This window comes from Nitrosomonas sp. (assembly GCF_040256045.1).
Classification (GTDB): Bacteria; Pseudomonadota; Gammaproteobacteria; order Burkholderiales; family Nitrosomonadaceae; genus Nitrosomonas.
Window position 1 is genome coordinate 57343 of the sequence record NZ_JBDZWD010000001.1, and the last position, 24097, is coordinate 81439.

Consider the following 24097-nt stretch of genomic DNA (forward strand, 5'->3'; position numbering starts at 1 on the left):
CATATACAGAATCTTCCGAAAACACAAAGCGCAGAGCAAACATACACTATGCATAATTTTATGAAGAAAATCAGTTTAGTTTTTGCTGGCCTCATTGCTGGAATCATGGTCAGCCTGAACTTCTCCGCCATCGCCGACAAAGAAATCAAAGAGGAATTGCAAACGCTCCCGATTGAGGAGCTGCGTACATTTTCCCAGGTTTTCGGTCGCATCAAAAGCGACTATGTCGAACCTGTAGAAGATAAAAAACTGATTACTGAAGCAATCAACGGGATGCTGGTCGGGCTGGATCCACATTCGGCTTTTCTGGACAGTGAAGAATACAAAGAACTGCAAATCGGTACACAGGGAGAATTTGGCGGACTGGGCATACAGGTAACAATGGAAGATGGCCTGGTCAAAGTTATCTCTCCGATCGAAGACACACCCGCTTTCCGTGCAGGCGTCAAAACCGGTGACCTGATCATAAAAATTGATGACACAGCCGTAAAAGGTATGACTCTCAACGATGCTATCAAACGGATGCGCGGAAAACCGGATACCTCGATTGCACTGACTGTCATCCGTGAAGGTGAGGCAGAACCCCTTACTTTCACACTCGTTCGTGCCATTATCAAGATTGACAGTGTCAAGTCCAAGCTTATTGAGCCCGGTTATGCTTATGTCCGCATTACCCAGTTCCAGGAACGTACTGGCGAAAATCTGGCGGAAGCTATTACTAAGCTTTACAGCGGAAGCAAAGTTCCTATGAAAGGTCTGGTACTGGATCTACGAAACGACCCGGGCGGATTGCTGAACAGTGCTGTCGCAGTCTCAGCTGCCTTCCTGCCGAGCAACGCATTGGTTGTATACACTGAAGGACGTACAAACGATGCCAAGATGCAACTTCGTGCCAATCCCGAGTATTATCTTCGCGGATCAGGGCGTGATTTCCTGGCGAATCTCCCTCAAAGCATCAAAACCATACCGATGGTAACATTGGTCAATGGCGGTTCAGCTTCTGCTTCAGAAATTGTGGCGGGTGCTCTGCAGGACCATAAACGATCCATCGTCATGGGTTCACAAACCTTTGGTAAAGGATCGGTACAAACTATCCTGCCGCTCAGCAATAACACCGCTATCAAACTAACGACAGCACGTTACTTCACGCCCAATGGCCAATCGATACAAGCAAAAGGTATCACGCCGGATATACTGGATGAAGAAACTGACAATGACTCGCGCCTGTTAAGAGAAGCCGATCTCAACCGTCATCTGAGCAATGGCCGAGAAGAAAAAACCGATAAAGCGTCAGTATCTGGCAAGAAAGACGCACAATCTTCCAAAAAGTCAAAAAACAAGGCAGATAAGAAACAGAAAAAGCATGAACCTATGGAATTTGGGTCTAGTGACGATCTACTGCTAGCCAAAGCAGTTAACCATCTGAAATCCATGGCTCAGAAATCCAAGCATAAAACAGCCAAATCAACTCAAAGCTGATTTTTTCTGAATAGATGGCGGAAGCAACGTGGATGATCAACAGCTTTTGCGTTACAGCCGCCATCTTTTATTACCGGAAATCGATATTTCCGGTCAGGAAAAGTTAACACAATCCAGTGTTTTCATTTTGGGAGCAGGCGGTTTAGGTTCTCCTGCCGCACTTTACCTCGCTGCTAGTGGAGTTGGAAAACTGATTGTTTGCGACCACGATCAGGTCGATCTGACAAACCTGCAACGTCAAATTCTGCACGAAACCGCTTCAATTGGTAAATTTAAGGCTGACTCCGCCAGAAACACGCTCCAACGTATCAATCCGGAAATAGAAATTATCTCTTTGCCAGAACATGCTACTGCCTCCCTGCTGAACCGAGAGATCGGAAATGTTGACGCCGTCATTGATGCCAGTGACAATTTTTCAACGCGCCATCTCATCAACCACGCTTGCATCGTCCATTGCAAACCTTTGATATCAGCAGCAGCTGTCAGGTTTACCGGGCAGATAACCGTATTTGATCTGCGCCATCCTGACAGTCCCTGTTACCACTGTCTGTTTCCTGATTCAGGTGACAGTGATGACCCCACGTGCGCAATTATGGGTGTATTTTCTCCACTAACAGGCATTATCGGTTGTATCCAGGCAGCCGAAACCCTCAAAGTATTGCTGGGAATTGGTGAAACACTCCATGGCCGGCTCCTTCTCCTGGACGGACTGACCATGCGCTGGCGCTCACTCAGGCTGGATAAAGATCCGCAGTGCACGATGTGTCACCCTGCCTCAGTACAAAGCATATCCGATTTTCAGTAAAACAAATCAGCCAGAGACGTGAAACTGCGCCATCGCCAGACGTGCATACAGTTCACTAGATTCCATCAATTCTGCGTGTGTACCCAATGCTTCCAGGCAGCCACGATGGATAAGAGCAATACGATCAGAAGTAACAACAGTACTCAGGCGATGTGCAATGATGATAGTTGTCCGACCGGTACTCAATCTGGCAATTGCCTGCTGCACCCAATGCTCACTCTGACTATCCAGTGCACTGGTAGCCTCATCCAATAGTAAAACCGGAGCATCTGCCAGAATGGCCCGGGCAATTGCCAATCGTTGTTTCTGACCACCCGACAACCCTAATCCAGTATCACCCAGGTTGGTCTGGTAACCCTGTGGCAGCGAAATAATGAAATCATGGATAAAAGCAGCCTTGGCTGCCATTTCGACTTCCACATCCGAAGCGCCCGGGCATGCATAACGCAGATTCTGCTCGATACTGCCGTGAAACAGTACAGGGTTCTGAGATACCAAGGCAAAACTACCCCTGAGATCAGATAAATTCAAATCGCGGAGATCCACATCTTCCAACCTGATACAACCAGACTGCACATCGTAAAAACGAAGCAACAAATCGAATAAAGTGGATTTACCCGCGCCCGAGAGACCGACCAGCGCCAACGTTTCACCCGGATGTACCGTCAACGAAAAATCATCGATCACTTGTATTTCAGGCCGTGATGGATAAGCAAAACATACTCGATGGAATACGATATTACCTGTCACTGCCGGTAACTGACGAGGATCGGCAGGTGAACTAATCTGACTGGGCTCCTCCAGCAGCTCCATGGTACGCTCTGCAGCGCCCGCAGCACGCTGCAATTCCCCCAACACCTCCGATATAGACCCCACCGCCGAGCCAATGATGATGCTGTAAAAAACGAATGCCGCCAGCTCTCCCCCGCTGATTTTACCTTCAATCACATCCATACCACCAACCCAGAGCATCATGCCGATCGCACCGAATACCAGAACAATCACCACCGCAGTCAACCAGGCGCGTTGCACCGTCCGCTGGCGGGCTATATGAAACGCATCTTCCACATATTGATCGAAATGTACTTTATCCACAGCCTGATGGTTATATGCCTGTACCATCTTGATTTGCCCGAGTATTTCTCCAACATAAGCACCGACAGCCGCCACCCGATCCTGGCTTTGTCGCGACAATACACGCACACGCCGGCCAAACAGCAGAATAGGGACTACAATCAATGGAGTGCTGAGCATAACGATCACTGTCAGCTTGACATTGGTAATAAATAACCAGATGACGCCACCCACTAGCATAATCAGGTTACGTAACGCTACCGAAACGGAAGAACCCACTACGGATTGCAACAAGGTCATATCTGCTGTCAGACGAGACTGGATTTCAAGGCTGCGGTTGGCTTCGAAAAATCCCGGATGTAACTCGATCAAATGTGCGAAAACTTTACGCCGTATATCTGCAATCACTCGCTCGCCCAGCCAGGTTACCCAGTAGTATCGCGTAAATGTACCTATCGCAAGCAATACCACCAGCAACAGAAAAATCAACACATACCGGGCCAGCAGATCGGGGGACTGTGTAGAGAATCCACGATCTACCATTAATCGTATCCCTTGCCCTAGCGATAAGGTAATCCCGGCAGTCAAGAATAACGCTGCCAGACTGAAACTTAACGATAACTTATAAGGCTTGAGGAAAGCAGCCGTTTTCAAAACAGCTTGCCAGCGATTGCTCGTCATGAATAAATCCCGGAGCTGAATCTCAGATCGGGCAGAAAAAGGAAACAGAGACGAAAATTCTGAATTTTGATGATCGACAGTATAATTACAGAGTTTTCGGTTTAATTATAACAGCAGGATAAATGAAACATTCAGAAGTAGAAAAAATCGGCGTGCTATTCGTTTGCATGGGAAACATCTGCCGATCACCCACCGCAAATGCGGTTTTCAACCATCACGTCAAATCCGCCGGACTGGAACACCTCTTTCATATAGATTCCGCTGGAACACACGCCTATCACATCAACGAACCTCCGGATCGACGCTCACAACAGGCCGCACTCAAACGGGGCTACAACATGCAGGGTTTACGTGCCAGAAGAGTTGTACCGGCAGATTTTTCACGTTTCCAATACATCCTGGCAATGGACCGTCGTAACCTGGAAGAATTACAGCAGAGCTGCCCGTCACAATATACCAACCGCCTGGCAATGTTCCTACAATACAGCAAACAATGGGATACCCACCAGGAAATACCTGATCCATACTACGGCGGCAACCACGGATTTGAAAGAGTGCTGGATCTAGTAGAAAATGCGAGCCAGGGACTACTAAGGCATATTCTTGGAAAAAATATATACTAGATGGGTAATCTGCCTATCAGATTAGATGTCCAATGTTTAATACAGATAGAGCCTAAATCAAACTTCATAGATTTTATTACTTGATAAAACTTAACCGGAAAACAAGAGTACATCTATATTCTGCCAATGAAAATGGACAAAAAAAGAAATTCACCAATAGAAGTACTGATTCAGTTATTTGTTATATTTTTATGTACATACATTGCATACAAATTTACTCAAACTCACGACATTATTCCTAAATCAGTTATTCGGCTCCCTGATGTTTATGTGAGCGAAAATGATGTATGGCACTTATCAATAATATTTACAACCATCTTCGCCATAATATTAATTCCGTCACAACTTATCCTTGGCCATGGAGTATTTTATAAACCCCAAAGGTTTGCCAGTGAATATTTGGTTTATCTTTGTGCTTATACAACTGCCTCGCTATATGTTTTCTTTGTCACCACCATCAACTATCATCCTCAGCTGATCGCCGCCATCGGCCTGTTCTCGACAGTTGCCTACATTTTGGTTTTTATAGGCTGGTACGCAGTCAAAGAAACAAAAAAAAGCAAGCTTAGCAGTTTGTATCTCCTTCCTTACAGTGTCCTGCGCAAACTTTTTTCGATCAAAGGCATTCTGGTACTAATCTATTTTCTATCTCCATTATTATTAGGAAAAGCTTTTGTTTCGGATAGAGATACCGCAAATCTGATCACTCAGATCAGAATTTGGTTTAACCCGGCTGAAGACTCCGGCTGGGGATTAAAACAAATTTACACCAACATCGATCTCTCCCAGCCCATGCTTGTCAGGCAAGCACCAGGCGATTCCGAAAATTTATATGTTCTGGAAAGAAATGGCCGGATCATCAAGCTGAACTATCCAGAATCAGGTCAAGTTGACTTGGTTCTTGATGCTACAACCTTACTCGGTGAAGTTGAAATTGAGAATGGGGCACTCGGATTCGATTTTCATCCTGAATTTAACCAACCAGACAGTCAAAACACTGGCTTTATTTACCTTTACTACACAGAATACCGTGGAGATACACAGGTAAATAAACTTTCAAGATTTGATATCTCTTTACCAGACATTGATGCCAGATTGCATTCTGAGACGACTATTCTTTCCTTACCCAGAAATCCTGATGGATTTCATAATGGCGGCTCCATAGAATTCGGTCCGGATGGATTGCTCTACATCGGATTGGGCGAAGGCGTACATCCGAAAGGAGCTTCCAGCTACTCGGAAACACTGAGATCAGGGATATTAAGAATCGACCTCGATACCAATAATACTCATTCAAGCTATTCTCCTCATGAACCATTTGCACATGGGATACGACAAAATTATCTTATTCCCAAAGATAACCCATTCGTAGGAAACCCTGAAGTAATGGACGAATATTGGGCAATTGGCCTCAGAAATCCATTTCGCTTCACTTTTGACCCTGAAACCAGAAAACTCTGGGTGGGAGATGTAGGATCAACTGTATGGGAAGAAGTCAATATCATCGAAAAGGGAAAACATTATCAATTTCCTTTTATTGAGGGAAGACATCCAACAGGTAAAGAAAAACCCGAAAAACTACCTGCCCCCGAACAGGCACCTTTTTATACCTATGAGCATACGGCCTATGATCGAGCTGTTATAGGAGGTACTGTTTATCGCGGCAATAAATTCCCGGAGTTATTTGGAAAATATATCTTTGCAGATAATTATTCAGCAAAAATATTCCTATCAGACACAGACAAAGAAGAAGTTACTGAAGTCAAACTGATTGCACAAGGGTCACAGTTTGCGCAACGTGGTATCAGCTCAGTAGTACAGTTAAAAAATGGAGATATCCTAGTTACGCTGCTTGGTGCCGCCTCACATCCAACAGGTGAAATTTTATCTCTGATTAAATCGGATCAGAAAACGATACAACAAGCAAACCATACCACTGATGATCAAGCAGCTGAATCTGAAACTAGCAGCGAATATGATGAAAATCTTACACGTCAGCTTTTCTCAATAAACTGTTCCAGATGTCACGGCAGAGAAGGCCGTGGTGATGGCCCTGATGCAGAATCACTTGACGTCAAGTTACCAGATTTCACCTCTGAAGAATTTCAGTCAACCAGAACTGATCATGAAATTCGGGACATTATCGAAAAAGGCGGAGCTCCGTTACAAAAAAGCCCGATGATGCCCCCCTGGGGAAGCTTTCTGAAAGAAAATGAGATTGATCATTTAACGATCTACACCCGTAACCTAGGGAAAACCAACAAACATCATACCCACTGAAGTATTCGGGTGGCTTGCAGTCTTTGAGCCACCCTTCTCCTCATTTACCTAAAAATACTGTAATGCGTAGAACTCTGGTTATAAATGTAGTTGGCCTGACCGAGCCGATAATTGGAGAAAATACACCTAATCTTCATAAGCTTAGAACAGCAGGACAGTTAAGTTATATAGAAACCATCACCCCCGCCGTCACCTGTTCTGTTCAGGCAACCTTTTTAACTGGAGAAATGCCGGATCAACACGGCATTGTAGCGAATGGATGGTTCGACCAGCAATATAATGAAATCTGGTTCTGGCGACAATCAAATAGATTAATTAAAGGAGAAAAAGTCTGGGAAACTGCAAAACAAATAAATGCTGAATTCAGCTGCGCCAATATGTTCTGGTGGTACAACATGGCAACAACTGCTGATTTTACCGTTACACCCAGACCGATGTATCCAGCTGATGGCAGAAAAATTCCAGACTGCCATACCAAACCAGCTGAATTACGTGATGTTCTTACTGAGAAATTTGGTTCCTTTCCCCTGTTTAATTTCTGGGGACCCAATACTTCTATTAATTCAAGCCGATGGATTACTGAAGCCTCAAAGTACGTCTGGCAAACCAATCATCCAACACTGATGTTGGTCTATCTTCCACACCTTGATTACAGCCTCCAGCGCTTGGGCCCCCAGCATCCTGAACTAATAAAAGACATAAAGCTCGTAGATAAGCTCTGTGGGGAGCTGATAGATATGGCTTTAAATGATGAAGCCCGAATAATTGTATTATCAGAATACGCCATCACTCCTGTAACCAAGCCTATTCATATTAATCGCTTACTCAGAGAAAATGGTTTTCTACAAACAAGAGATGAGCTAGGGTTAGAACAACTGGATTTATCCAACTCAAGAGCATTTGCTGTAAGTGACCACCAAATCGCTCACATATATGTCCACAACCACGCTGATATACCTGCTGTCAGAAGATTGGTTGAATCCATGGACGGAGTAGAAAGAATATTAAGCAGGGAAGACAGCGAACAATACTCCCTAAACAACTCAAGATCAGGCAATCTTATTGCGTTAGCAAAACCAGATGCATGGTTTACCTACTATTACTGGCTGGATGATAGACGGGCTCCGGATTACGCCAGAACGGTAGATATACATAGAAAACCAGGATTCGATCCTGCAGAACTATTCTTCGATCCGACTATTCGTATATTGCCGTTATCAATAATGTGGAAACTACTCAAGCGAAAACTGGGATTTCGTCAATTGCTAGATGTAATCCCTTTAATGCCCGAATTAGTAAAAGGCTCTCATGGTATTGTACATAACGACAAAAAATACAGCCCTATCGTTATTTCATCTGAAAGAAACCGGTTATTCAACCCGACAATCCACGCTACAGCCATAAAGAAACTTATACTTGATCATATCTTCGCCTGACCAGGCTATCTGCCTTCCTCAATTCTTGGTTGCTGCCCTCTTAGTACCGAATTATTTTCGTACATATTCCTTTGATCCACAGCCAATGTACCACTGGTTTCCATTTCGCCCAATAAATTGCTCAGTCCATAGGCTGTCAACGCATTTTTGCAACAGGATAAATAAATTTGCTCCTGTGAAATACCTATCTTCTGCATCTGTGCAGCCGTTTTGGGAACAGCCAGTGGATCCGAGTAGCCCCAATCGGCCGAAGAATCAACAATTACTCTATCAGCCCCGTACTCTGCCACAACACGAGCCATCCTTTCGCTATCCATTTTTGTTTCCGGATAAATAGTAAAAGCAGCCCAATACCCTCTTTCAAGAACGGCCTTAACTGTCTGTTCAGTATTGTGATCAATAACCACTTTATCAACATTAATGCCAAGCTCCTGGATTATATCCATTGTACGCAAAGTCCCTTTGAGCTTATTTCTATGAGGAGTATGGATCATTACAGGCAAATCAAATTCCTTGGCCAGAGCTAACTGCTCTTGTAAAAATCTTTCTTCCAGCTGCGTCTGCTCATCAAAACCGATTTCACCTACCGCCACAACACCTTCTTTTATCAGAAATTTTGGTAAAATTTCGATCACTTCTTCAGCCAGTCTCTGGTTATTCGATTCCTTGCTATTGAGCCCAATCGCACAAAAATGCCTGATCCCATATTGTGATGCCCGAAAACGCTCCCAACCCAGCAATGAAGAGTAATAGTCAATAAAAGTACCAGCACTGGTCCTCGGTTGCCCCAACCAGAATGCAGGTTCAATTATCACAGCGATACCTGCTTGTGCCATAGCAACATAGTCATCCGTTGTTCTGGATGACATATGAATATGAGGATCTACAAAAAAAGTCATCATAAAATTTTCTATTTTGGACTAACTAAATACGTTTTTAATATTCTCGATGTCGGTATTCTTAGTTAATGTGCTATTTCTGCCTGAATAAAAATTCCTGACACCAGATAACGTCAATTACAAGCTAACACGCATACGTAGAGATAAATAAAACCTCTCCCTACACTTTAGGAGTTATCGAATCCCGCTGGACATCAAAATCCGAAAACTTATTTTCATTAGTATACGCATCAATATATTTCCATAAATCATCAGATACCGGTCTTTTAGCTCCCATCTGCTCCTTAGCATATTCATAAAGCATTGCAGCCAAAGCTTTGTTATCTCTTGTAACTGCACTATAAATATCTCGCAATGGATAATTCCAGGAAACAGCCTTAAGAATCATATTGTTCCACTCATCTTCGGAAAAATTATCAGTAGGGAAGGGATTAAACAAAGCAATCGCAGCGAACAACGGACGAATATTGGAGCGAACAGCCTCTCTCGCACAGTTTAGAAAGAATTCAGTTCCCCCATATAGAAGCACTCCTTTCAGGAAAGCTACTTGTTCATTTAATTCAGGCAGTTGATATGCGTGTGACAAAACTTTTTCCGCATTATCTGTCTTGTATATAACAGCCAGATTAAACAATATCCTGACAGCTTCTATTAAAGACCATTTCTCAGGTTGCCATCCTCGATAAATACTATGCACCCTCTTTATATCATTTTCATTAAGAATCAATCTTCTATCAACACGTATCTGTTTAGGTACAGATGCAATATTTAAACTCAGTTTCACTGGATCTGAATACTCAAGCATACTCCCGGTGACTTGCTTGATCCAAATGCCTGCTGTCTCTCTATTCACCTGACGCAATATACTAGATTCTAAGATTGCATACGCTTCAAGACCCAATGTGGAATTCATGTTGCAGGAATAAACCTTTGTAAAACCAAAGTGTGGGGCATAACGCATACAGCCAGTAAAGCAGCTAATTCAAACCCGTTGGAAGCCAATAATAATCCATCCAATAATGAAATTGCCGCAATCAGAGTTGCTATGGTTACTCCATAGCTGCCCTTTCTAAAATGAAAGACAGCATACACAATCACAGTTAGCAGAAGAAACAGTATCATCAGCCATACACTCTCTCCAACTGATATCTTTGTCATACCGTAAACTATGGGAGCCATCAAAAATAATACAGGCCATAGTTGGGTGCGTTTTTGTGTTTCCTGTTTGGCTAAGAAAGTTATTCCGACGACCCATAAAAAACCTATCAACGCAGCTAGAATCAACTCGCTATTCAGAGTAGAAACATATACCAGACTCGCTGTCAGATAGACGCCTCCTCTGCACGCACCCATCAAGAAGGGACTCAATGGATTTTCCTTATGCTGCCAATCATAAAAAATAATCAGTGCACACAACGATAATACTGAAATAGTGCTGCCTAACCCTCCTAAATTTGCCTCTTCAGTAATCAAGCTAAGGAAAAAACACAGCAAACCAAAAAGCATTAACAATATTCCCCATGCAAACACTGTTGCCCGAGGCACCTGTCCACTTGGTATGGGCCTACAGGGACGTTCTTTTACGTCTATCAAATAATCAAAAGCATCATTGAGAAACATTCCGGAAACATACAGCAGAGACATCGATAACAGTAAAAGAAATATCCTGTAATCAAAAATAAAATTATTTGAAAGCCAAGCCCCGACCAGGCAATTTGTCCAAACTGTCGGAAGATTGGAAACGCGTCCCAAACACAAAGCCACCTTGATATTCATACCTAAAGCTGATTTTTTACCCAGGTCAGCTCACGTGTAATCAATTTGACTATATCTTCGTTACGGAACTGCTCAGGCAGAACACCCCAGGTATAAGTCTCTACTTCCAGATGTTGAGTCAAACTACTCTTGGAATGTTCAGCCAGAACAGATCCTAAAAATGCTTGGGAAGTGTGAAATAAAGACATGGAATCTAAAAAGACAGGCACATGAAAATGCACTCTCCATTCACGAGACTTGGGATTGTTCTTGTTAGAATCTGAATAGTAATGAGATACTGCTTCTTCAATATCTTCGTAGCGATTTAAATGCCGATCTACTCTTTCCACAACCTGGTGCAAATAAACACCATCATTAAATTTCAGCAACTGTTGAATTTTCTTCTCATTTACAGAAGGAATACATAATCCACTACTGATCTGTATCTTTGGAATCAGGATCCCTGATGAACGGATTTGCTTAACGGTATTCTCAGCATCTTCAAATTCAACTGCGGCATGACATAAATCAAGGCAGATTCCAATATGTTTGCGAATTTTAGAAACTGCACTCGCATCATCTATTTTCAAGCTCTCGCAGATTTTCTTGACACCTGTACCAGCAAATATATTTCGATTAAGAAAATCAACAGCTTCACTGATTGTTTCAAGGAAACAACAAGGTTCAGGTTCCAATGCTAACAAAACTCTTTTCCCTGTTTTGTACTCCAGATTAATTAAATGATCGACCACAAACATCAGATTGCTGACAGCATTCTCGATAGCATCATTCGATAAAATATGCTTTCTAAACCCAACAGGGACAGTCGAAATACTCCCGTAACCCACACTGTCTTCTGGAAGCAACTCAGCAAGTAGATCACTTAACAACAGCGTATAATCCACCCGCAGCTTGCTGCTCCAGTCTGGAAGATACACATTCTCCTTTACCTGCAAACCATGAAAGCTGTCATATGGAAAACCATTCATTGTGAAAACATAGCAGTCGTTCATAGCAAGCCAGGATTTAAATTCTCGTAATCTCCCCGGTCTCACAAGCTCCGCTGCTGCTTGCGCAGATAATCGCAACCCGATCCCGAACCGCTTATTATTCGCTACCGATGCTTTAACTGGCAGAACATACTGATCCAGATTCTGCCGAATTTCACTCCAACTCTCACCAGGGTGAATATTGGTGCAATAAGTCAGCTCTTCTCCGTGAGAAGTTTTTAATTTCACCCTTACCCTATCTCACGTAACAGGAGAATAATTGATTGCTCCATCATATCGCTACAAACATCATTAATCTCCGTACTAGATCCTATAGAGTTAAGTACCGTTATAGTAGATTCACCCCCAAGATGTTCACGAAATTCATCAATTCCATCCAATAAAACCAACGCACCATTCTCATGTCTTTGCTTCATTGCAGGGTGTACAAGCTTAAAACCCAGCTTTGCCATAAGTGATATGATTCTTTCGTAATCAGCTCTTGTTATCCTATGTGTATCAAGCGAATATCGTGTATCAATCGCCATGCCTATAGCTACGGCTTCCCCATGCTTTAACTCATATCCAGACATTGTTTCAAGCTTATGAGCCGCCCAATGACCAAAATCCAGTGGACGGCTTGACCCTGTCTCAAATGGATCTCCTCCTGTTGTTATTTGTAGCAAGTGTAGTTCGGCACACCTTTTAATCATATGCTTCACTGCATCTTCTTTAAAAGAAGTCAGATCCTCAACATTGGATTCGAGCCACTCAAAAAACACACTGTCACGAATAAGTGCCGCTTTGATTGCCTCTGCCATACCAGATCTTTTATCGCGATCAGACAGAGAGTTTAAAAAAAATGTATCGTTAATCACTGCGCTTGGAATAACAAAAGAGCCGATAAAATTCTTTATTCCAAATCGATTTACTCCTGCCTTGACACCAATCCCAGCATCATTCTGAGCTAGAACTGTAGTAGGCACACGCAGCAACCTGATCCCTCTATGTGTAGTTGCAGCCACATACCCCACCGCATCCAGCATAGCTCCTCCGCCAATGGCAAGCACAAAAGTATGTCGATCAACTCTATCGTCGTACAGCTTATGATAGATTCTTTCAAGTACATTAATATCCGTCTTGCAAACCTCCCCCCCGGGCACCAAAAATGGATTCCCCAGAAGTTTCAATTTTGTACCATGAACTTCAAAGTAGTGAAGAATCTTATCTATCAAACCCTGGTGACTTTCTACTACCCCCTGATCAACAAAAACACTTACTGTATTTATTTCCTTGATATCAACTTTAGAAATTGTATTAATCAGATCTACATTCTCGAAGTGAAAAATATCTTGAGAAAAATGAACATCGTAAAAAAATTCAAGCTTAATATTATTTTGTATGACTTCATTCATTTGCAGATCTAAGTTTTTATGCCTCTGGAGATTTTAGAAGCTCGTTGGTTAAAACGTTCAGTCGTCGAAGACTGTCATTTTTCGATAAGCATCGAACTCCTCCATTTTTAATGGATGACAGCAATAGATATATTATGCAGTCATGACCAGCCGCTGTTTTGGTGTAATTCCGCCCAATGCCATGTTTGAGCATTCATGGTTGTAGTATCCAGTCAGTGGCTGCTTGGAGCTATAGTTAATGTGGTGTATGGGAGAATCAAGTGGCTTCCTGTTTTTGATCTGTATTTTGTTTAATGCCGTTAACGAATTCTATGCCTTGAATGACGCTTGCCAATCATTTATACCCCCTCAACCGAAACCATTTTTCTGAGCTGTTTCCATCAGTTTGAACGCCATGGTCGATGTGGTTGTTCTGATGTGCTGCCAGTTTTCTCGCGGGATAATCATAGAAGGTCCACATGGAATCCTTATCCTTTGTCAGATATGCCATTGTTTTTGTATATTTCAGGCTGAAACGTTCAATGCAACGTCAAATGCTTGATAAGCTTGTTCTCATGTTTCTGCCTCCCAGATATTTGTGCAGTGCCTCCTTGACTTTGAGTTGCATGGCCTTTGGGCAGCTTTTCCAGCACATTGGCGGTTTCATGCACCCAGCAACTGCTGACTGGTATCCGTCTAATATATTGGCTGCCGCTTTCTAAAATCCCAGCGCACCCTCGCCAACAGCTAATTCTGGTACATCTGTAAGCCCGCGCTGCTTCAAATCCATCAACACTTCCGATCAGAGCCAATAATCACCAGAATACATAGCTGGTCATCCATTCTGATCGTACTGTAGACCCCATCCGCCCAGACATAAATATATCGTTTACTACTCAGATCCCGGCGAATCCAGTTTTGATAATTCTTTTCCCAGGCCTGTTTCAAACGGCTGATCGCCGCAGACGACAATCCTTGTACATCTGCTCCCAACGGGTATTTGAGCGTCTCAGTAAAATCTCCCGTTGAAATATCTCTCAGATATAACCAAGGTAAAAATTCTTCAATACTTCGAGTGTGTTTCAAATAAGAAGAGTATCAAACTGCTGTTGAATCTGATGCCTAAATCGGAACGATCCCGTAACTTTCGGGCACTTTGACTGCAAATCTCCAAGTCCAGTCTGAATGGTACGCTCAGGCAGATAGCCATTTCTCACCCCTGCCGCTTTACCCTCTTCAGTTTCTAAACTGCCATAGTGCACCTTCCCGCAGAACTGCCTGTAACCGGCCATTTTGCTCCGGATCGTTCAGTTCTAAAACATTATCATCTGTCATTGTGATGTTTCCTTTACATTGGTTGATCTGCCCAGATCTCCAACAACAACGGGTTACACCACTTCCTTCTCCCTTGTGACATACACCCACAATAGGATCATAGCTCCGGAGTCTGCGGAATGCTTCCTATTCACATAATTATCAGGGATCGGACAGTTATAACTTATGACTCGCCCCTTCATTCTGCCAAGCCTTAGAAGTTACCCACTTTTTGCTCATTACTACCAGCGCCATAATATTGTAGGGCAAATCATAATAACCCAAACTTAAAAAAGCTCCTCCCACTGCATACCCAACCAAGCTGACCTGCGCCATAGCTCCCAATTGAGCCGCCCATAAAGTATGTGGTTCGCTACGCGCATTTTTCATTAACCATCCAGCATCGCGATAGGTGGTTATCCATAAAAGAAGAAAAAGAAATAGCCCTATGAATCCATGGTTACCTAAAATCTGGAAATATATACTGTGTGCGGCCCGTACAATCGCTTCATATTCTCCATAAAGAATAAAATATTCAGGATGTTGGTAACTCATCCCACTACCAAAAAATTTATGTTTAGCTACCTCCCACGCTACACCCCAAGCGTTGATCCGACCCATGGCAGACCCATCTTCCTGATAATCTGAAATAGTATCCATCCGAGCCCACCATTGCTCTGGAAACATTGGAACCATTGCGATAGCAACCAGAAGAATAAATATTGCCACCTCTCCTTTTTTCGGACTACGCCACCAAAACACGGCCCCCATAGCTACAATAGCAATCAAAGCTCCTCTGGAATACGACCCAAAAGCAGAAGCAGCACACAGTAACATCACCATACTAAGCGCATGACGCCACACTTTTCGCGTAACCTGAAGCTGTAAAAAATATACCAAAGGGATAATCATAATCAAAGCCAAGGCAAACTCATTATTACCCTCAATAAAAGAGTCAGGAGGACCCCATACACGATGATTTCCTAATGTAATAAGAGTAAAAAACCCGCCCTTCGCGCCCAATATTGCCAATGAGCCAATCAGAACCCAGGCAAACGCCATGATATGTTCTTTGGTATATATCAAAGCCAGGGTGACAAATATCATCAAATAGATTTTGGCAGATCGGCTCCAAGTCCAATAATCTTCTGAGACATCACGACTCATAAGCCAAGACAGGGTCATCCATCCCACAAAAAAAGCAAAAATAACAACCGGTAGCCCAATGAATGGAGAACGTCGCTCCTTAGTAAGCACTAATCCAAGTAATGTCACCCCTGCAGCAAAGGCAGCAACCGGTGCAGTGGAAAGTATCCCCCATGTATAACGATGCGGGTTCATGGTGCTCACCCATGTCCAAAGTAACACTCCTATCCATGCACGGCGTAATGCATGTAGGCCTACACCCAGAACAATAACCGCTATAACAATATCGCGTAAAGGCAAGATAATAGGCTAGTTATTCTTTGCTCGTAACTTGAAGCGCGAAAGCAAAAGAGTTATCAAAAACAATATAAAACTGAATATAGAAATAGTTCCAAGAAGAATGGTAACCAGGAGTTTTGGATCTTCAAGCCATCGGGGGCGGTAAATCAAAGAAGGCTCCTCCGTGTACCGTGCCAGAAACCGGCCAATAAATCGTGTTAAAAAATTTTTCTCCCAATTTACGGTAACTGGATAGGAGTAATGTATACCATCGGCACCTCTGCGATAAAATGCAACCTTGCTTTCTGGGCCGCGCTGAAGGGTCAACTCATCAAGTCTTGCCTGGAGAATATCACTGTTGTCACGTAAATCTCTCACCCCATAATAATGGCCCGCTGATGAAGGAAAGGAAATATTATAAACAGGATCGACAGCTATTGGCCCCCCCTTAGTCTTAGCTTCTACAACAGTATGCCCAAATGAACATGTATTGCATGGAGCCAGCATTACTAGTGTTGCAGGAATTTCTATCTCATCCAGGATCGCTGCCAATAATCTAGATTTATCTGAACAATCTCCACCTTCTCGTAAAACTTGAATGGGAGTTGGACCCAGTGATGGCAGAAAAAAATAGTGATTATTTTTAGCAAAACCACCGGTATGGTATACAAGATCATTTAACCGTTCAATATCCTGCTCATTAACGTTATTGTCCTGTACGACTGTTTGGGCAAATGTCAATAATTCTCTATTATCAGAACGCCAATCAAATAGAACGTATATCCCAGCCACACCAGAAAGCAAAGCAAATAACGCTGCTGTCACTCTCATTTTATATAACATTCAAACTCCATTAACTATTGATTTACTGCTCTATCCGGAAAAATTAACTTGGATTCTTACCATTCATTATTGAGCAGAAATTCTCTGAACCTATCCTTTGGCTTGGGATGTTTAAGAGTATAGTTCACTGTCGCTTGCAAATATCCCAGCTTATCACCACGATCATAGCGCTTACCTTTAAACGGCAGGCCGAAACTTTTTGTTTACTAATTAAATTAGCGGTAGCATCAGTAAGCTGTATTTCACCTCCCGAATCAGAACTGGTGCGCTCCAGAAAATGAAAAATTCGCAGTGTCAGCGAATAACGGCTGATAATAGATAAACTGAAAGGTGCTTGATCAGGCTTGGAGGGTTTCAACAATTTCAGAGATATTTACTACAGTGCCGTTATCTGCAGTAATTTCGACAATGCTGTACTTATCAGTTATTTGCTCAGTACAAAGAATACTGGGACCGTACTCTTTAAATGTATCCACCATCTGATGCATTGCCCCACTGCCAGAGCAATCAAATCCTCTGCTAATAAAACGACAAAAGACTCATTTCCCACAATCGGCCTTGTACAAAAGTACAGTATATCCAAACGCTCCGGGCTAACGAATATAGCACAAGATATTCCTTTAAGAGGCTGTTCACGATCAATTGCATGTCGTAGAGTGGTGGTATGAGAAAGATCTACTCCAGTAACATCAGCAAGGAGGCATTTGAAGAGATCAGACCTTTGCTGGAAAGTGTGCGCAAGCAAACGAAGCCGCAGACGGTTGATTTATACGAAGTATTCTGCGGTGTGCTGTATCTGCTGAAAAGCGGTTGCCAGGAGCGGATGCTGCCGAGTGAGTTCCCGAAATGGCGAACGATGCACGCCTACTTCGCCAAGTGAACAAGCCTAGTCCAGACGGTATGAGTGTTCTGGAGCAGGCTTTAAAAAAGTATCAGAGATCAAGCGTCATATTGCCGTCGATACTCAAGGTTTTCCTCACACTATTGCTGTTACGACTGCTGATGTGGCTGACTTCGGAACATTGCTGGCAATTGCTTGGGACCAAGGTTCAAATTGCCAAGCGCAGTGAGTTGCACTCTTTTGCAGTGATGTCTCAGCACTGAGTCGTTGAACGATCATTCGCATGGATTGAGAAATGCCACAGACTCTGGAAAAACTGCGAACGAAAACTCAACACCAGTCTGCAATTCATCCACCTCGCATTCCTGGTGCTCTTGCTTAAAAGATCGTGAACAAATTCTTAGAGCAATAGAGCATAGCTGAGCGGTAATCCCCTATAAAAGTGAGAGATCAGAAGTAGAATTTTCTTATTGAGGAGAGTTTTACAGTATGAAGAAACCGAGATTCACAGCTAGTCCGCTCAAGCGCATCGAAGCAGGGAATGTGATTGACACAACTTTAATCAGGAAGTCCTGGGAATCGAGGTGAACTTTTTACTGCCTTCAGGACGTGTAATGCGCGCTCTGGCACGAAAAACAAATGGCGATTCATGGCGATAATGGGCCGGAATACCTGAATGCGGCAATTGTTACGCAGGCTCAAACATGGTTAAAACTGAAAAATACATTCACCCAGGAAAACCTCCGCAGGACGCCTGCGTGGGATGGGGAACTACAATCACGAACACCCAAACAGGGCATTGGGCTAAATCACACCAAAACAATGGCTGGCCATGGCGGCATAATATCTCTATTTCTGCCATCCATTAAAAATGGGAGAGTACCAAAGAATCACGATAATTGACGGGAAAACTCCCCTGTTTCTCATTAAAATACGATAGCTGGTTGAGGATAAACTTATAACCCATGTTTTCTAGAGTATTAATTCTCAAGCCAGTTACAAAGTTACAACACCATGCCATCTTCCAGCAGTATCGTAGAATATCTCTATTTCTTGAAAGGCAAGATACTCGGTTAGCTTATAGCAAGAGCTATGACATTATCGTTATATTTCCAGGATTTAAAAATGCATTAAAGAATATCCTTCAATATCTCCCGTTTTTCATTTATCTACTTCTTGATATTGATTAACGCCAATTTCCGCCGGAATTTTTACACATCATAAAAATAAAGCGATATCCATTCCACCCATAAACTAACTCAATCTGTAATATTACGCACAGACATACCCGGACCACATACCTTACCCTTGCCCAGCCAGAGAAGCTTGCCAATGCAAACAGATAAACCACTGAATATGTTGAAGCAAGCAAAATTCACTGCGTATAGATTCTTCTACCAGTACCTTAGACATTTTTACCCATTTATGGATATTGTAGATACGATGAAGATACGGTGATCGTGTACCTCCTCCAAACTGTGGGAGTATTTATACCAATATTGATAATCCAACGTTACTTAGAACAGTAAAAATCAAACATAAATCAGAACATTGGCAGGAATTTTTTGTATTCAGCAATATTTTATTGCAATTAATTCCTGCAGCTGGCAGCAATCAGATCTAATCCTATGAAACAATGTGAAATAACCTCTCTATGACAACGGTACGTGAACAAGTAGTGACAGGACTTAAGTGGACAGCAGGCGGGAAGTTTGGAGCGCAGATCATTACATGGGCCATTACAATTGTCGTGATGCGCTTGCTGACACCCGAGGACTACGGCCTGCTGGCCATGGCATCGGTATTCGTTGCTTTCATGCTTATGCTGTCCGAGGCCGGGCTTGGCCCCGCACTGATTCAAAAGCAGAATCTTGATGAAACTGCTTTACGCAGCGTCTTTGCTATCGTAATTGGCACAAATATTGGATTATTGTTACTACTCAATTTATCTGCTCCTCTTATAGCCGCTTTTTTTGATGAGGAAAGACTGATCCAAATCCTGCATGTATTGTCGCTTCAGTTTTTATTGAACATTTTCGGCACGCTTCCCAATGTTCAACTATATCGTCAGTTAAAATTCAGGAGCTTATCACTGATTAATTTCTCGACCACAATTGTCGGTAGTATACTGACACTGTTACTGGCATTTGCACAGTTTGGCGTATGGGCGCTCATCTTGGGAAATCTGTTCGCCAATATGCTGAATGTGGTAGCAACAAATATCGTTGCTCCTTTTCGTTTGTCTCCAAGATTTTCACTGGAAGGGATGCGTAATCTTTTGTCATTTGGCGGAAACGTCACTTTATCGCGTCTGCTATGGTTCTTTTACTCTCAGGCAGACACTACCATTGTTGGAAAATTACTGGGTAAAGAAGCTCTCGGATTCTATTCAATTTCAATGCAGCTCGCTTCATTACCAGTTCAGCGAATCTCATCCATCATCAACCAAGTTGCATTTCCAGTATTTTCCAGAATTCAGAATGACCGTGAACAGTTTCGCAGTTTCGTGCTCAAGGCGGCCCGGGCACTCAGTTTGATTACTTTCCCCGTGTTATGGGGGATTTCCAGTATTGCCGACGAAATGATTCCGCTATTTCTGGGAGAAAAGTGGCACAGTGCAATACTGCCATTACAATTGTTGGCACTGATGATGCCCTTGCGTGTGCTTGTACACTTCCTGCCTTCTTCCATTGATGCATTAGGCAGGCCGGATGTCACCATGAGAAATTCACTCTACGCCTCAATCATTATGCCTGTTGCTTTTCTGATCGGGTGTAGCTGGGGCTTAGAGGGAGTTGCACTAAGCTGGATCATCGCTTATCCGTTAGTGTTCTTTATTAATACTTTGCGCATGCTCCAAGTAATAGAGCTACGATTATCTGAGTTTTTTTATACCATCATGCCAGCAATAGGCTCTACCATTGGAATGTATCTGGCAGTATGGACAACAGCCGCACTGCTTGCGGATAATGTTGATCAATGGACAAAACTGTTGATTATGATTGCCGCAGGCGTACTGTCTTATGTCAGCCTTACGCTACTTTTCAACAAACGCGGCTACCATGAAGTCATTAATCTAATCCGCAGGTAATATTTTTTTATTAAGATTCTGGAAGGATAACTATTTTAATGCCGTTTTCCGGATAAACCTTATTCCAGGAATATACTGTTATGAATGAACTGCTGACCATATTGCGCGAAAGCCCGGAACCGATTACCCGACTGTATGAGGCTGTGCTCATGAAAGTAGGCGGGCATAGGTTGTCATTTCGAGAATATGTGGATTATCAGCTTCATACTGATCAGATATTAACTACAGAGGACCGCAGACGTTTTATAGGGGAAGACAGGAAGTGGCGCTTGCACATTCGCTGTAATAAGAAACAGTGGTTCATGTTGCATTACAAAATCCCGTTTACCCAATTTGCGATGGGTGGCAAGTTTCCGATACCCAAAATTTACGCAATCTATGATAAAAATTCCGCTCATTACTTACCTGATACGGTCTTACTGGACAATGAGGCTGGTATTACTGAATATCTCACCAACAAAGCGGTTTACCCGTTATTCACAAAACCGGATGATGCCATGCTTGGGGAAGGCGCAGCTGGAATTCAAGAGTACGACAAGCTATCTCGACAGCTGATTTATCTCAATGGAGAACGAGAATCAGTCGATAACTTTGCCCGTCAGATCGACCGACAATCAAAAGTTGTTCTTTTTCAGGAGTTGCTAAGACCGGGAAAGATACTCGCCAGCATTTGTGGTCAAGCCATTTCCAGTTTGCGTGTAACAATGGGCCGCACTGCAAAAGGTCTTAAAATTATCAGTGCATGCTGGCGGATTCCTGTTGGGAAAAATATGACAGATAATTTCCGCCATGGTGTATCGGGTAATTTGCTGGGTGGCATTGATATCGAAACTGGCAAGGTAACCCAGGTGTATAGCCGTAAAAACAATAAAGTAAGTCCCATAAAATATCACCCGGACTCGGGTTATCGATTTGAAGAACTCGTCATTCCAGAATGGGAGCATATTATCCGGATGTTGATGCTGACAGGTAAGACGATGATTGGACTCAATTTACAGAATTGGGATGTTGCGCTGACTGACCGGGGTCCTGTTATTACAGAAATTAATGTATTCGGTGATATGGATATCCATCAATATTCAAATCGGCAAGGTTTCCGTTCACCTCAACTTGAAGAAGTACTTGCTTACTCTTACCGACCCTATTTAAGCGAGCTTTCATGGATCACCAGAAAAATTACACCTTTCTTACGGAAAATTGATTCTTTACGATAGTCAGCAAAACTTAAAGTCATCACACAATCTGGCTTCAGTAAAAACTGATATTTCTGCAAACCGCTTTTAAGGAGCCTGTGAATGAATATTCTCCGGATTCTGTTAGGTAAGCGCGCACGCAAAGTACCTTTCTCGACACTGCGCGAAATTCTGAAGATGCGTTTTGGTTCACAACGTCTGCTGTTTCAGGAATATATCGACTATCGCCTGCATGATCTGGATGACCTGAATGCCAGCGAACGCAGCAGATTTCTGGGAAATGGCCGGAAATTTCGGCTTAATTATGTGTGCAATGATCTTCACTGGTTTATGTTGGGTGAAAAGCTGCCAATGACCCTTTTTATGATGGCAACAGAATTGCCCATGCCCAAGATTCATGCGGTATATGATCTCAACGGCAGAAATCTGCCCGGCGCTGTTACGTTAAACAATCTTGATGAAGCTACTGATTATCTTCGTACTTCCCGGCATTACCCGCTGTTTGCAAAACCCAGTCACGGTGCGTATGGCTGGGGAGCCCTGGGTTTACGAAATTATCTGCCGGAATCAGACAGCATTATTTTTCTAAATGGTCAGCAACGTAAAATAACCGAATGGGTTGAATCACTCAATCCGGAATTTGCACGAGGTATTCTGTTTCAAGAACTGCTCAAGCCGCATCCGGAAATTGCCCGTGTCTGTGGCCCTCGCGTCAGTAGCATACGTGTCACTTCCACCCGGATTGGTAGGAGAAATACAATCGTCAGTGCAGTCTGGCGTATTCCTACCGGATCAAACATGATGGATAATTTTCAGCATGGTGCTTCCGGTAATCTACTGGGTGGTGTCAACATACTCAGCGGCCAGATCATCCGAGTAGTCGGCAAGGTTAACGGCCGAATCGAAACAGTCGCCACTCATCCGGATACAGGTATGCAATTCGATCAATACATACTGCCTGACTGGCCACAGGTAACGGAAATCTGCGAACGAGCAGCAAATTATCTGATGGGTATGAATCTCCACCACTGGGATATCGCTTTGACTGAACGTGGCCCCGTTATCATAGAAAATAATGAAATTGCTGATCTGGATCTGCACCAGCATGCCAACCGTAAAGGTTTCTGGTCAGAAGAAATTGAAACTGTACGTCAGCAGTCCTATCCACGATACTGGGAGCAATTGAGCTGGCCGCAGAAAAAGGTAGCCGACCTGATGCGCAAAATTGATACTTTTTTCTGAGTAATGAATATCTGGCAAGAAAGGTTATCACTCCTGAAATACAAGGGAGGCCTCAAAGCTGCCCTATTCTGGCTTATAAAAATACTAGGCCGGATTGAAATACATTTTTTCTATGCGATTGACTTGACTCGACAGCAATACCCGATATCACAAGCATTCGGTGAAAGTCCTGAGAGAGATACATTCCACTTCCTATCCCTGAATACCGCTCAGGATTTGATCATGTGTCCATACGAACTGATCGAACAGATTAACTTACAAAGTGGCAGGAGTGTATCTCGGCTCATCCACGAAGACGCAGGAGTTTACGCACTCATTCAACAAAAACAGGTTGTATCCCAGACAAATATCGACCACAGTACTATAATTCAAGTCGATTCACCGGCAGCTCTGGATATTCATTTGCACCCGGGAGATGTTTTTCTCGGCTATTTGTACACTTATCCAGATTATCGGGGAAAGGGAGCAGCAGCAGCATTGCTAAGAAAAGTGGGTAAAGCTACCCAAAACCGTGGTTATTCGAGAATCGTAACCCATATACGTTCGACCAATGTCGCTTCACTGAACACCTTCAAAAAATGCGGATGGTCCAGTATAGGTTGGATCGTTACCAGTGTCAGAGGTCGTCTTTTACTGACTGGTCATCTGTCTAGAATCGGAATTACAATTTCACCAACCAAACAGATTAAGCATTGAGGAGCTCATTCTTCCGCAAATAGAAGAACGTGCCAGT

General features: G+C 43.1%; 19 protein-coding genes and 1 pseudogene. 11 read left to right on the plus strand and 9 right to left on the minus strand.

The window, feature by feature from the left end:
- Positions 1 to 48: 48 nt before the first annotated feature.
- Both ABUL11_RS00275 and ABUL11_RS00280 read left to right on the plus strand, forming a co-directional pair.
- Entirely contained in the window at positions 49 to 1479 is a 1431-nt protein-coding gene (locus tag ABUL11_RS00275) for a S41 family peptidase (protein ID WP_350281862.1), read from the plus strand.
- 28 nt (positions 1480 to 1507) lie between these two features.
- Positions 1508 to 2284: a HesA/MoeB/ThiF family protein gene (locus tag ABUL11_RS00280; protein ID WP_350281863.1), complete on the plus strand. Its 777-nt coding sequence runs from the start codon at positions 1508 to 1510 to the stop codon at positions 2282 to 2284.
- A 6-nt stretch (positions 2285 to 2290) separates the two neighbouring features.
- On the opposite strand, the gene ABUL11_RS00285 is transcribed toward ABUL11_RS00280, so the two are convergent.
- Positions 2291 to 4039, minus strand: coding sequence for an ABC transporter transmembrane domain-containing protein (locus ABUL11_RS00285; protein WP_350281864.1), 1749 nt, complete (start codon positions 4037 to 4039; stop codon positions 2291 to 2293).
- A gap of 122 nt (positions 4040 to 4161) precedes the next feature.
- On the opposite strand from ABUL11_RS00285, the gene ABUL11_RS00290 reads away from it, so the two are divergent.
- The 3 genes from ABUL11_RS00290 to ABUL11_RS00300 all read left to right on the plus strand — a co-directional run bounded on the left by ABUL11_RS00290 (position 4162) and on the right by ABUL11_RS00300 (position 8378).
- On the plus strand, positions 4162 to 4662 hold the full coding sequence (locus tag ABUL11_RS00290) for a low molecular weight protein-tyrosine-phosphatase (RefSeq protein ID WP_350281865.1): 501 nt from the start codon (positions 4162 to 4164) through the stop codon (positions 4660 to 4662).
- A gap of 132 nt (positions 4663 to 4794) precedes the next feature.
- Complete coding sequence (locus ABUL11_RS00295; RefSeq protein WP_350281866.1) at positions 4795 to 6942, plus strand: PQQ-dependent sugar dehydrogenase; 2148 nt, start codon at positions 4795 to 4797, stop codon at positions 6940 to 6942.
- Positions 6943 to 7004: 62 nt separating this feature from the next.
- On the plus strand, positions 7005 to 8378 hold the full coding sequence (locus ABUL11_RS00300) for an alkaline phosphatase family protein (RefSeq protein ID WP_350281867.1): 1374 nt from the start codon (positions 7005 to 7007) through the stop codon (positions 8376 to 8378).
- Between the two features lie 5 nt (positions 8379 to 8383).
- Here the strand turns inward: ABUL11_RS00300 and ABUL11_RS00305 are convergent, their stop codons facing one another.
- The 8 genes from ABUL11_RS00305 to ABUL11_RS00340 form a co-directional block, all read right to left on the minus strand.
- Positions 8384 to 9280: a TatD family hydrolase gene (locus tag ABUL11_RS00305; protein WP_350281868.1), complete on the minus strand. Its 897-nt coding sequence runs from the start codon at positions 9278 to 9280 to the stop codon at positions 8384 to 8386.
- A 157-nt stretch (positions 9281 to 9437) separates the two neighbouring features.
- Positions 9438 to 10190 (minus strand): EboA domain-containing protein, encoded by a 753-nt coding sequence (locus tag ABUL11_RS00310; protein WP_350281869.1) that lies wholly within the window; start codon positions 10188 to 10190, stop codon positions 9438 to 9440.
- A complete protein-coding gene (locus tag ABUL11_RS00315) occupies positions 10187 to 11053 on the minus strand; it encodes a UbiA family prenyltransferase (RefSeq protein ID WP_350281870.1) in 867 nt (288 codons plus the stop codon). The genes ABUL11_RS00310 and ABUL11_RS00315 overlap by 4 nt, the downstream gene beginning before the upstream one ends.
- A 2-nt stretch (positions 11054 to 11055) precedes the next feature.
- Positions 11056 to 12270 carry a metabolite traffic protein EboE gene (gene eboE, locus ABUL11_RS00320; RefSeq protein WP_350281871.1) on the minus strand — a complete coding sequence of 405 codons (1215 nt, stop codon included), beginning with the start codon at positions 12268 to 12270 and terminating at the stop codon, positions 11056 to 11058.
- Between the two features lie 2 nt (positions 12271 to 12272).
- Complete coding sequence (locus tag ABUL11_RS00325; RefSeq protein WP_350281872.1) at positions 12273 to 13436, minus strand: 3-dehydroquinate synthase; 1164 nt, start codon at positions 13434 to 13436, stop codon at positions 12273 to 12275.
- A 768-nt stretch (positions 13437 to 14204) separates the two neighbouring features.
- The gene (locus ABUL11_RS00330) at positions 14205 to 14501 is read right to left on the minus strand and encodes a transposase (RefSeq protein ID WP_350281873.1); all 297 of its coding nucleotides are present in this window, start codon (positions 14499 to 14501) and stop codon (positions 14205 to 14207) included.
- 405 nt (positions 14502 to 14906) lie between these two features.
- Positions 14907 to 16175: a putative O-glycosylation ligase, exosortase A system-associated gene (locus ABUL11_RS00335; protein ID WP_350281874.1), complete on the minus strand. Its 1269-nt coding sequence runs from the start codon at positions 16173 to 16175 to the stop codon at positions 14907 to 14909.
- A gap of 9 nt (positions 16176 to 16184) precedes the next feature.
- On the minus strand, positions 16185 to 16997 hold the full coding sequence (locus ABUL11_RS00340; RefSeq protein WP_350281875.1) for a transglutaminase-like domain-containing protein: 813 nt from the start codon (positions 16995 to 16997) through the stop codon (positions 16185 to 16187).
- Positions 16998 to 17661: 664 nt separating this feature from the next.
- Here ABUL11_RS00340 and ABUL11_RS00345 point away from each other — a divergent pair.
- The 6 genes and pseudogenes from ABUL11_RS00345 (at position 17662) to ABUL11_RS00370 (ending at position 24060) form a co-directional block, all read left to right on the plus strand.
- Positions 17662 to 18230 (plus strand): annotated as a pseudogene (locus ABUL11_RS00345) (transposase).
- Positions 18231 to 18477: 247 nt separating this feature from the next.
- Entirely contained in the window at positions 18478 to 18741 is a 264-nt protein-coding gene (locus ABUL11_RS00350; RefSeq protein ID WP_350281876.1) for a hypothetical protein, read from the plus strand.
- 751 nt (positions 18742 to 19492) lie between these two features.
- Complete coding sequence (locus ABUL11_RS00355) at positions 19493 to 20929, plus strand: lipopolysaccharide biosynthesis protein (protein WP_350281877.1); 1437 nt, start codon at positions 19493 to 19495, stop codon at positions 20927 to 20929.
- A gap of 80 nt (positions 20930 to 21009) precedes the next feature.
- Positions 21010 to 22143: a sugar-transfer associated ATP-grasp domain-containing protein gene (locus ABUL11_RS00360; RefSeq protein ID WP_350281878.1), complete on the plus strand. Its 1134-nt coding sequence runs from the start codon at positions 21010 to 21012 to the stop codon at positions 22141 to 22143.
- 81 nt (positions 22144 to 22224) lie between these two features.
- Positions 22225 to 23364, plus strand: a complete 1140-nt coding sequence (locus ABUL11_RS00365) for a sugar-transfer associated ATP-grasp domain-containing protein (protein ID WP_350281879.1) — start codon at positions 22225 to 22227, stop codon at positions 23362 to 23364.
- Between the two features lie 3 nt (positions 23365 to 23367).
- Entirely contained in the window at positions 23368 to 24060 is a 693-nt protein-coding gene (locus ABUL11_RS00370; RefSeq protein ID WP_350281880.1) for a GNAT family N-acetyltransferase, read from the plus strand.
- The last annotated feature ends 37 nt before the right edge of the window (positions 24061 to 24097 follow it).

Coding starts and splice junctions, on each gene's coding strand:
- ABUL11_RS00305 (WP_350281868.1), bottom strand. CDS start 9,280: ATGATGACTTTTTTTGTAGATCCTCATATTCATATGTCATCCAGAACA.
- ABUL11_RS00360 (WP_350281878.1), top strand. CDS start 21,010: ATGAATGAACTGCTGACCATATTGCGCGAAAGCCCGGAACCGATTACC.
- ABUL11_RS00355 (WP_350281877.1), top strand. CDS start 19,493: ATGACAACGGTACGTGAACAAGTAGTGACAGGACTTAAGTGGACAGCA.
- ABUL11_RS00310 (WP_350281869.1), bottom strand. CDS start 10,190: ATGAATTCCACATTGGGTCTTGAAGCGTATGCAATCTTAGAATCTAGT.
- ABUL11_RS00370 (WP_350281880.1), top strand. CDS start 23,368: ATGAATATCTGGCAAGAAAGGTTATCACTCCTGAAATACAAGGGAGGC.
- ABUL11_RS00290 (WP_350281865.1), top strand. CDS start 4,162: ATGAAACATTCAGAAGTAGAAAAAATCGGCGTGCTATTCGTTTGCATG.
- ABUL11_RS00285 (WP_350281864.1), bottom strand. CDS start 4,039: ATGACGAGCAATCGCTGGCAAGCTGTTTTGAAAACGGCTGCTTTCCTC.
- ABUL11_RS00325 (WP_350281872.1), bottom strand. CDS start 13,436: ATGAATGAAGTCATACAAAATAATATTAAGCTTGAATTTTTTTACGAT.
- ABUL11_RS00340 (WP_350281875.1), bottom strand. CDS start 16,997: ATGTTATATAAAATGAGAGTGACAGCAGCGTTATTTGCTTTGCTTTCT.
- ABUL11_RS00275 (WP_350281862.1), top strand. CDS start 49: ATGCATAATTTTATGAAGAAAATCAGTTTAGTTTTTGCTGGCCTCATT.
- ABUL11_RS00300 (WP_350281867.1), top strand. CDS start 7,005: ATGCGTAGAACTCTGGTTATAAATGTAGTTGGCCTGACCGAGCCGATA.
- ABUL11_RS00350 (WP_350281876.1), top strand. CDS start 18,478: ATGGCGATTCATGGCGATAATGGGCCGGAATACCTGAATGCGGCAATT.
- ABUL11_RS00315 (WP_350281870.1), bottom strand. CDS start 11,053: ATGAATATCAAGGTGGCTTTGTGTTTGGGACGCGTTTCCAATCTTCCG.
- ABUL11_RS00365 (WP_350281879.1), top strand. CDS start 22,225: ATGAATATTCTCCGGATTCTGTTAGGTAAGCGCGCACGCAAAGTACCT.
- ABUL11_RS00295 (WP_350281866.1), top strand. CDS start 4,795: ATGGACAAAAAAAGAAATTCACCAATAGAAGTACTGATTCAGTTATTT.